Here is a 9,370-nt window from a genome sequence, read left to right as displayed (position 1 = left end):
TACGAGACAGCCACTTCCTGAACGTGTTTTTGCGCTCCCGCTCACACAGGGAATGCGGCGTGCTCGACGATGTCCTCAGTGAGGCGCCGAACTTGGCGATTTGGCGTGTCATCCTACAACCATGGTTTTCATGGTCAGCGCTGTATCCGCAGAACACCAAGATAAACGGCAATCTTTCAGATTGACAGCGCAGAGGTCGCCCGCTATAAAAGTCACAGTTGTACGACGACATATGACGTTACATATGTCTTATCTAACAAAAATAAAAAGTGATGCCATGAACTTGAACGAGCCCATCAACGCCCATCGCGTGGGCCAAGCGGTAGGCAACTATCGCTGGACCATCTGCGCGATGCTGTTCTTCGCCACCACCGTCAACTACCTCGACCGCCAGGTGCTCAGCCTGTTGGCGCCACAGTTGTCCACGCAATTTGGCTGGAGCAACACCGATTACGCGAACATTGCGGCGGTGTTCCAGTTTGTCTATGCGATTTCCATGCTGTTCGCCGGGCGGTTCGTCGACAAGATCGGCACCAAGGCGGCCTATGTCGTGGCAATCGGCATCTGGTCCACCGGCGCCATCATGCATGCGTTCGCGGTGCCGATGGGCGAGGGGATCGCGGCCGTGAGCGGCGCGATTGGCCTGGCGGTGATTCCGGTGTCGATCGCGGGCTTTATGCTGGCCCGTGCGGTACTGGCGATCGGCGAGGCGGGCAACTTCCCGATTGCGATCAAGGCCACCGCCGAGTACTTCCCCAAGAAAGAACGCTCGCTGGCCACCGGCATTTTCAACTCGGGCGCCAACGTCGGCGCGATCCTGGCGCCGATCTGTGTGCCGCTGATCGCCGGGGTGTGGGGCTGGGAAGCGGCGTTCATGATCATCGGCATGCTCGGCTTCATCTGGGTCGCGGTGTGGGCCGCGCTGTATGAAAAGCCCGATCAGCAAAAACGCCTGTCGGCCGAGGAACTGGCCTACATCCGCAGCGATCAGACGGTCCAGCCGTTCACCGCGCAGGCTGCAGGCGCGGCGTCGCAAAAAGTCTCATGGTTCAAGCTGCTGACCTATCGCCAGACCTGGGCCTTTGCCTTCGGCAAGTTCATGACTGACGGCGTGTGGTGGTTTTTCCTGTTCTGGCTGCCGACTTATCTGTCGGCGCAGTACGGCATGAAAGGCGCCGATATCGTCATGCCGCTGGCGGTGCTGTACAGCATGACCATGGTCGGCAGCATCGGCGGCGGCTGGTTCCCCAGCTACTTCATGGCGCGTGGTGATGCGCCCTACGACGGCCGCATGAAAGCCATGTTGGTCATCGCGCTGTTCCCGCTGGTGGTGCTGCTGGCGCAACCGTTGGGCTACATCAGCTTCTGGGTGCCGGTGTTGCTGATCGGCGTGGGAGCGTCGGCGCACCAGGCGTGGTCGTGCAATATCTTCACTACCGTGTCCGACATGTTCCCGCAGAAAACCGTGGCCTCGGTGGTCGGTATCGGCGGCATGGCCGGTGGCCTGGGCGGGGTGGTGATGACCAAGGTCGGCGGCTGGGTGTTTGACTACTACAAGTCCATCGGCGATATCCACACCGGCTACATGATCATGTTCGCGATCTGTGCGCTGGCGTACCTGGTGGCCTGGAGCGTGATGAAGACGCTCGTGCCGCGCCACAAAGAAATCACCGATCTGTAAACCGGGCGGGGCTTGAGTCGCGCCAGCCCCGCATCACAACGCACGCGCCCAGGTCTGGCTGACCAATGGCTTGCCGAAACTGAGGGTGGGCTCTTCTTCAACCAGCTCAAAACCGGCTTTCTGGTAGAGCCTGCGTGCGTCGGTGAGGGCGCTCATGGTCCACAGCATCATGCGCGTGTACCCGGCATGTCGGGCAAAGCGCAGGCATTCGTCCACCAGGCGCTGGCCGATGCCCAGGCCCCGCGCACTCGCGTCGACGTAGAGCATGCGCAACTTAGCGGTGCTGTCGTCATGGCGCACGACGAACACTGAGCCCACCACCGCGCCGTCTTTCTCCGCGATCCAGCAGCGCTCACGGGTCGGGTCGAACTCGCGCAGGTACTTGGCGACAATCTCCGCCACCAACGCTTCGAACTCCCAATTCCATTGGTATTCTCGCGCATACAGTGCCGATTGCTGCTGCACCACCAGGCCCATATCGCCAGGTTGGGGGTCGCGCAACACGTAGTTCGGCGTGCTGCCTTGCAGCAACGTCTGAATGCGCTGCATGGCTGCGGTCAATTGCTGTTGTTGCGGCTCGGGCAAGGCACTCAATAAGGCCATGACTTCTTGCTGGGTTTTCTCTTCCAGCGGAGCCAGGACTGACCGGCCGAGGTCGCTGAGGTGCAGTTGCACCGCGCGCGCATCGGTGATCGAGCGGACTTTCTGGATCAAGCCCTTCTTCTCTAGCCCGCTTATCAACCGGCTCAAATAACCCGCGTCGAGACTGAGCATCTGACACAAGTCGGCGCTGGTCAGGTCGCCACGCGAGGACAGTTCGTACATCACCCGGATTTCGGTGAGGGAGAAGTCGCTTTGCAGCAGGTGTTCCTGCAGCACGCCGATCTGGTGCGTATAGAAACGGTTGAAGCCGCGCACGATACCGGCGCGCTGCACAAGCAGGGGAGTGGACATGATGTGCGCTCTAATAGTTGCCTTGGGCAATTATATTGTTGCCTTAGGCAATCATGTCAATATGTTTAATTCAGCCGAACAGCACCTTCATCAGCGCGGCAACGATGGCTTCCGGTGCGTCTTCCTGCACCAGATGCCCCGCGTGCGGGACGCGAATGCAGGTCGGCTCCGCCAGCCGGCTCGCGAGTGCATCGCCTTGCGCCACGGCGAGCCACTGATCTTCCTCGCCCCACAGCAGCGTCACCGGGCAGCGGATCTCGGCGAGTCGCTGTTCGATCGCGTCGGTGTAGCGTTGATCCATCTGTGCGATCTGTCGATAAAAGGCCATCTGGCCTGTTTCGCCGGTCCACGGTGCGACATAGGTTTGCAGTACGTCGGCCGGCAGTGGCTTGAAGGCGGCACCTTGGATGTAGGCGCGCACAATTGCCTCGTGGATATATGCCGGTGCTTCGCTGAACGCCGATTCGTGCAGGCGCACGTGCTGGATCAACGGGGAGCCCCAGGGCGCCATCGCGACGGGATCGACCAAGGTCAGGCTGGCGTAGTTGTAGCCATCCAGCAGATGGGCGCGCAGCGCCGTGGCACCGCCGAAGTCGTGGGCGAGCATGTGCGGGCGGTCCAGTTGCCAATGCTTGAGCAGCGCCGTGAGCAGGGTGTTTTGCATGCCGAGGGAGACGTCCTGGCCGGAGGCTTTTTCCGACTGGCCGTAGCCGAGCAGGTCGTAATAGAACACGCGACACCGTTGGGCGAACAACGGCGCAATACGCCGCCAGACCTGGGACGAGAAGGGCGTGCCGTGAACCATCACCAGCGCCGGTCCCGCCGTGCCGATGTGCCCCCAGCGCACGGCCTGGCCGTGGAAATCAAAGGTGTCGGGTAATGCAATGGCGTCACGCGCGATGGTCATCGATGAATCTCCTGTGAGGATGATGCGAACGGTTATGAACACGCCGCCCTACACCGGCGAATGTTGAGGAGTGCGCAGCGGTCATCAGGCTTATCCATGAGGCCGTGCCTGCATGGTGCATAACCCCGATGCTGTGCTACAAACGAGTTCTCGGCCCTGAATGCATAACTTCAAATTATGAATATGTTCGGCAAAACCTTACCGCCGCTCGCCAGCTTGTTGCCCTTCGAGGCGGCGGCGCGCCTGGAGAGTTTCTCCAGGGCCGCCGATGAGCTGCACATCACCCAGGCCGCCGTCAGCCGGCAGATCCGCGGGCTTGAGGACAACGTCGGGGTGAAGCTGTTCTGCCGGCGCAATCGCGCGGTGTTTCTCACGCAAGAGGGGCGTGAACTGGCGCAGGTGGTCAGCCAGGCACTGCTCAGCATCAGCGAGAAGGCCGCCGCTCTGCGTGCGACGCCCCAGCGCAACCGTGTGGTCCTGCTCTGTCAGTTGTGCGAAGCGTTTTACTGGCTGATGCCGCGCCTGTCGAGCTTCCACCAGCAATACCCGGCCATCGAAATCCAAGTGGTGACGTCCACCCGGCCACTCGCCGAATTCAATGACCACTTCGATGTGGCCCTGCAAAGTACGCGGCGCGCCAGCGGGCCGCATGCGTTGATGTTCTCTGCCGCCGACGAGGTGTTCCCGGTGTGCAGCCCGGCCTACCTGAGTGCGGAACGACCGCTGCACCTCAGCGAGCTGCAGCCCTGTACGTTTTTGCACCACAGCTCCGAGCCGCCCCATTTGATGGAGTGGAACAGCTGGTTGCAGGTGTTCGGTCAGACGTTGGCCAGCGACGCGCGCAGCGCCACGTTCGACAGCTACCCGCTAATGCTCCAGGCCGCTGTCGAAGGGCATGGGATCGCCATGGGCTGGCGGCGCACCGCGAGCCGGCTGATTGAAAGCGGGGCGCTGGTAAGGCCGTGTGTCGAGAGCGTGCATTTACCGCAGGCGCTCTCGGTCTACCGACAGCAGGGCGGCGGCAACCGCCCCGAGGTGATGGCGCTGTTGGCCTGGCTTGAGGCGCAGTTGCAGAATCAGGGCTGACGGGAGCGAAACCGCTTGCGCCAACCATGTGGCAATGTAAGCGTTCTACGCGTATTTCAAACATCCTTCGACAGCGAAAACGGAGCCTTTCCTTATGCCCACCCTGCACCTGCTGTGCGGCAAGATCGCCTCGGGCAAGTCGACGCTTGCCAAGGCGCTCGTCAGTGAACACGCCGCCATCTTGCTCAGCGAAGACCTGTGGCTGGCACAACTCTATCCCGGTGAAATACTCGCGGTGGCCGATTACGTGCGCTGCGCCCAACGCATTCGCGGGGTCCTGGGGCCGCTGGTGATCGATCTGCTGCAGTCGGGCGTCAACGTGGTGCTGGACTTCCCGGCGAACACCCTGGCCAGTCGCGAGTGGTTGCGTGGCCTGGCCCAGGCCGCACAGGTGGAACATCGCCTGCACTATCTGGAGCTGGATGACGACACCTGCCGCAGCCGCCTGCATGCTCGCAATGCCCAGGGTGAGCATGACTTTGCCGCGACCGATGCCGAGTTCGAACTGATCACCCGCCACTTCTGTGTGCCGAGTGAGGACGAGGGCTTGGTCATTGAGGTCCATCGCCCATGAGCATGGAATGGCCAGCGGGATTTCAGCGCTGATGTCATCGGTCACGCCGACACTGACGCGGCGTGACCGTTCTGTCACGGCTCAGTAGACATCGCGCAAGTAACGCTTCTGCTCACTCATCCGCCGCCAGTAATCGACGGCGCTCTCGACGCCCAGCCCGCCGTGGCGATGGGCAACCTGGCGCAGCGCCTGGTCGACATCCTTGGCCATGTGGCTGGCATCCCCGCAGATATACAACTGCGCGCCTTCCTGCAGCCAGCGCCACAGCTCGGCGCCGTGTTCGCGGATGCGATCCTGCACGTAGATCTTCTGCGCCTGGTCGCGGGAAAACGCCAGACTCAGGTGGCTGAGCAAACCGTCGCGCTGCATGCCCTGCAGTTCATCCTGGTAGTAAAAATCGCTCGCCGCATGTTGCTCACCGAAAAACAGCCAGTTGCGGCCCTGATGCCCCAGGGCCCGACGTTCCTGCAAAAACGCGCGGAAGGGCGCCACGCCGGTGCCGGGGCCGATCATGATGATCGGCACATCGCCGTCGGCGGGAAGCCGGAAGTGCTTGGAGGGCTGCACGAACACCGGCACTTCGCCGTTGCCGGCACGGTCGGCGAGGAAGGTGGACGACACCCCCTTGCGCTTGCCGTAGCGCACGGCCGCCACGGTGAGGTGGACTTCACGCGGGTACGCCTTGGCGCTGGACGCGATCGAATACAAGCGCGGTTGCAGGCGCTTGAGCGTGCCGAGCAGTTCGTCCGCCGAGCAGTCGACGGGGTATTCGTGCAGCACGTCCGCCAGTTGCCGGCCCCACAGCCAATCTTTCAGTTCGGCTTTGCGCTCAGGTTCGAGCAGGTGTTTCAGGCCTGGCTTGGCGCTGCGTGCGGCAATGAAGGCCAGGGTCTCGCTGTTGGGCCGGGCAATTTCAAAGTGCTCGGTCAGGGCCTGGTGCAGCGGCACGTCGCCGAGTCTGTCGATGTTTACGCAGGTACTGGAACCCAGGCGCGTCAGCTCGAGCAGCTCGCTGACCAGTTCCGGGCAGTTGCGTGGCATCACTCCCAGGGCGTCGCCGGCTTCGTAGGTCAGCGCGGAGTCCGCCAGGTCCAGGGAGAACTGGCGGGTTTCCTTGTGCGGGCTTTGCTGGTTCAGGTGCAGGTTGAGCAGCAACCGTGACGCATGAGGCTTGGATTTGCCGCTCGGCGTGGCGAGCGCGACGGGCGTTGCCGGGCTGAGGGTGTGTAGGAACTGTGTGAACCAGGCATCGGCGCGCTCTTCGAATTCGGTATCGCAGTCGACGCGCTCCAGCAGGCGCGTGGCGCCCAATTCGAGCAGGCGCCGGTCGAGTTGTTTGCCGTGCTGGCAGAACTGGTCGTAGTTGGGATCGCCCAACGCCAGTACCGCGAAGCGCAGCGACTCCAGGCGGGTTTCGGCGAGGGTCAGGCTGTGCCAGAAACCTTCGCCGTTGTCCGGCGGGTCGCCGTCGCCGAAGGTGCTGCTGATCAGCGCGAGGTTCTGCGTGTGCGCCAGTTTGCTCGCGGGGAAGTCCGCCATCGCGCTCAGCTCCACCGCGATGCCGCCGGCGCGCAGGCGTTGGGCAAAGCGCTCGGCCAAGGCTTCGGCGTTGCCGGTTTGCGAGGCCCACAGCAAGGTGACGGCCGGGGTGTCGGCAGCGGGCGCCGGTGCCACGGCGCTGGCCTCGGTGCGGCTGAACAAGCCGCCCAACAGGCCGTCCAGCCACAGCCGCGCGTCCCTGGCCACGGGCGCATTCGCCGGCAGTGTCGGAACACCGCTGGCCTGGCGCGCAGCACTGGATTGCAGGCCACTGAGAAAACCGGCGAGGTAGGTACGCTCATTGTCGCTCAATGACGGCGACGGCAGGTTGCGGATGCCGACCAGGTCGGCGAAGGCGTCGAGGCGCGACATGGCGAGTTCCTCTGTTAAGGGGGAAACGGGGTGGGCGGCCGGTGCCGATACATCGAGGAACTGGTGCTCGATCAGCTCGACCCGTTGCAGGGCGACCGCACAGAACTTGAACTCGGGCTGCAACGAAATCGGGTCGACCGCGTCATGGGTCACGGCGTTGATCGCCAGGTTGTCGCCGAACACATCGTTCCAGTGAAACGGCGCAAAACAGTTGCCCGCCCGCACACGGTCGCTGATCACCGCAGGCAGCACGGCGCGGCCGCGTCGTGAGCGTACCTCGACCGGGTCTTTGTGCTTGATGCCCAGGCTGGCGGCGTCGTCGGGGTGGATTTCCACGAAAGGGCCGGGGTTGAGTTTGTTCAGCGTGGCGACCTTGCCGGTCTTGGTCAGGGTGTGCCACTGGTGTTGCAGGCGGCCGGTGTTGAGCACGAACGGGAACGCTTCATCGGGCATTTCCGCCGGGGACAGGTGCGGGCGCGGGAAAAACCGGGCTTTGCCGTGTTCGGTGGCGAAAACGATCGTCGGCTGGCGGCCGTCGGCGTCGGTCTTGAGGGGCTGGTTGATGCCGTTGTTCAAGTAGCGGATCGGGTTGCGCTCTGCGGCCTCAATCGACGCGCACGGCCATTGCAGCGGTCGTTCGCGCAGGCGCGCATAGCTGGCGCCGCGAATGTCGTAGCCGGTGGCGGGGTTCCAGGCGCGCTTGATCTCGTCGAACACCTCGGCGGCGGACGCATACGTGAAGGCGTCGGCGAAGCCCATTTCGCACGCGACCCTGGCGATGATCTGCCAGTCGGCCAGCGACTCGCCGGGTGGCTCCACGGCTTTTTGCATCAGGGTCAGGTTGCGCTCGGAGTTGATCATCACCCCTTCGGCTTCGGCCCACAGCGCGCCGGGCAAGAGGATGTCGGCGTAGCGATTGGTCTCGGTATCGAGGAACGCATCCTGGGTGATCACCAGTTCGGCGCTTTGCAGCGCTTCGATCACGGTCTGGCGATTGGGCGCGCTGGCCACCGGGTTGGTGCAGATGATCCAGCAGGCTTTGATCTGCCCGGCCGCTATTTGTTCGAACATGCCCACGGTGCCACTGCCGGCCTGGCGCGGCAGGCTGTCGGCGGGCAGGTTCCACAGTGCTTCGATAAATGCGCGGTCGGCGTCGACCAGCACCGAGCGCTGCCCAGGCAGGCCGGGGCCCATGTAGCCCATTTCACGACCGCCCATGGCGTTGGGTTGCCCGGTCAGGGAGAACGGCCCGCTGCCGGGGCGGCAGATCGCGCCGGTGGCCAGGTGCAGGTTGCACAGCGCGTTGGTGTTCCAGGTGCCGTGGGTGCTTTGGTTGAGGCCCATGGTCCAGCAGCTCATCCACTCGGCGGCCTGGCCGATCCAGTCGGCGGCTTGGCGGATGTCGGCTTCGGCCAGTCCGGTCAGTTCGGCGACCCGCTGCGGCGGGTAGTCTTCCAGAAAGCCGGGCATGGCCTCCCAGCCTTCGGTGAACGCGGCGATAAAGGCCGGGTCGGTGTGCCCGTTTTTCACCAGCAGGTGCAGCAAACCGTTGAGCAGCGCGAGGTCGGTGCCCGGCTTGATCGGCAGGAACAGGTTGGCCTTGTCGGCCGTGGCGCTGCGCCGCGGGTCGACCACGATCAGTCTGGCGCCGGCCTTGACCCGGTCCATCATGCGCAGGAACAGGATCGGGTGACAGTCGGCCATGTTGGCGCCGATCACGAAGAACAGGTCGGCGCGGTCGAAGTCTTCATACGAGCCGGGCGGCCCGTCGGCACCGAGGGAGAGTTTGTAGCCGCTGCCGGCGCTGGCCATGCACAGGCGTGAGTTGGATTCGATATGCGCGGTCCGCACAAAGCCCTTGGCCAATTTGTTGATCAGGTACTGGGCTTCCAGCGACATCTGCCCGGACACGTAGAACGCCAGGGCGTCCGGGCCATCGCGGTCGAGGATGGCGCGCAAGCGGCCGGCGGTCTCGCTGATGGCCTTGTCCATGCCGATCCGCACCGGGTCATGCTCCCGCGCCTGGCGCAGGTAGGCGTTTTCCATGCGGCCGGACTCGGCGATGGCTTGCCCGCAGGTGGTGCCTTTGGTGCAGAGCCGGCCGGCGTTGGTGGGGTGGGCCTTGTCGCCGATCACCTTGACCACGCGGTTGTGCTCGACCTGCATGACGATGCCGCAGCCCACGCCACAATAAGGACACACGCTGCGTACACTTTGGTTTGCCATCGGTAACCCTCGGATCATTTCTGCCACCCAT

6 protein-coding genes are annotated in these 9,370 nt (G+C 63.5%); 3 read left to right on the top strand and 3 right to left on the bottom strand.

Annotation, left to right across the window (positions count from 1 at the left end):
- Nucleotides 1-277 precede the first annotated feature (277 nt).
- Nucleotides 278-1,681, top strand: a complete 1,404-nt coding sequence (locus tag LQ249_RS16885) for an MFS transporter (RefSeq protein WP_108524230.1) — start codon at nucleotides 278-280, stop codon at nucleotides 1,679-1,681.
- Between the two features lie 33 nt (nucleotides 1,682-1,714).
- On the opposite strand, the gene LQ249_RS16880 is transcribed toward LQ249_RS16885, so the two are convergent.
- Both LQ249_RS16880 and LQ249_RS16875 read right to left on the bottom strand, forming a co-directional pair.
- The gene (locus LQ249_RS16880) at nucleotides 1,715-2,635 is read right to left on the bottom strand and encodes a bifunctional helix-turn-helix transcriptional regulator/GNAT family N-acetyltransferase (RefSeq protein ID WP_017846427.1); all 921 of its coding nucleotides are present in this window, start codon (nucleotides 2,633-2,635) and stop codon (nucleotides 1,715-1,717) included.
- 70 nt (nucleotides 2,636-2,705) lie between these two features.
- Nucleotides 2,706-3,542 (bottom strand): alpha/beta fold hydrolase, encoded by an 837-nt coding sequence (locus tag LQ249_RS16875; RefSeq protein ID WP_232565689.1) that lies wholly within the window; start codon nucleotides 3,540-3,542, stop codon nucleotides 2,706-2,708.
- 177 nt (nucleotides 3,543-3,719) lie between these two features.
- On the opposite strand from LQ249_RS16875, the gene LQ249_RS16870 reads away from it, so the two are divergent.
- Nucleotides 3,720-4,628 carry a LysR substrate-binding domain-containing protein gene (locus LQ249_RS16870; RefSeq protein WP_232565688.1) on the top strand — a complete coding sequence of 303 codons (909 nt, stop codon included), beginning with the start codon at nucleotides 3,720-3,722 and terminating at the stop codon, nucleotides 4,626-4,628.
- 94 nt (nucleotides 4,629-4,722) lie between these two features.
- Entirely contained in the window at nucleotides 4,723-5,202 is a 480-nt protein-coding gene (locus tag LQ249_RS16865; protein WP_046383619.1) for an AAA family ATPase, read from the top strand.
- Nucleotides 5,203-5,283: 81 nt separating this feature from the next.
- Here LQ249_RS16865 and LQ249_RS16860 read toward each other — a convergent pair whose 3' ends face one another.
- Complete coding sequence (locus LQ249_RS16860; RefSeq protein WP_232565687.1) at nucleotides 5,284-9,339, bottom strand: bifunctional nitrate reductase/sulfite reductase flavoprotein subunit alpha; 4,056 nt, start codon at nucleotides 9,337-9,339, stop codon at nucleotides 5,284-5,286.
- Nucleotides 9,340-9,370: the final 31 nt, after the last annotated feature.

This window comes from Pseudomonas sp. 7-41, from assembly GCF_021233075.1.
GTDB classification, from domain to species: Bacteria; Pseudomonadota; Gammaproteobacteria; order Pseudomonadales; family Pseudomonadaceae; genus Aquipseudomonas; species Aquipseudomonas veronii.
The sequence above is the reverse complement of the archived record's forward strand: the minus strand, read 5'-3'. Positions and strand labels throughout refer to the sequence as shown.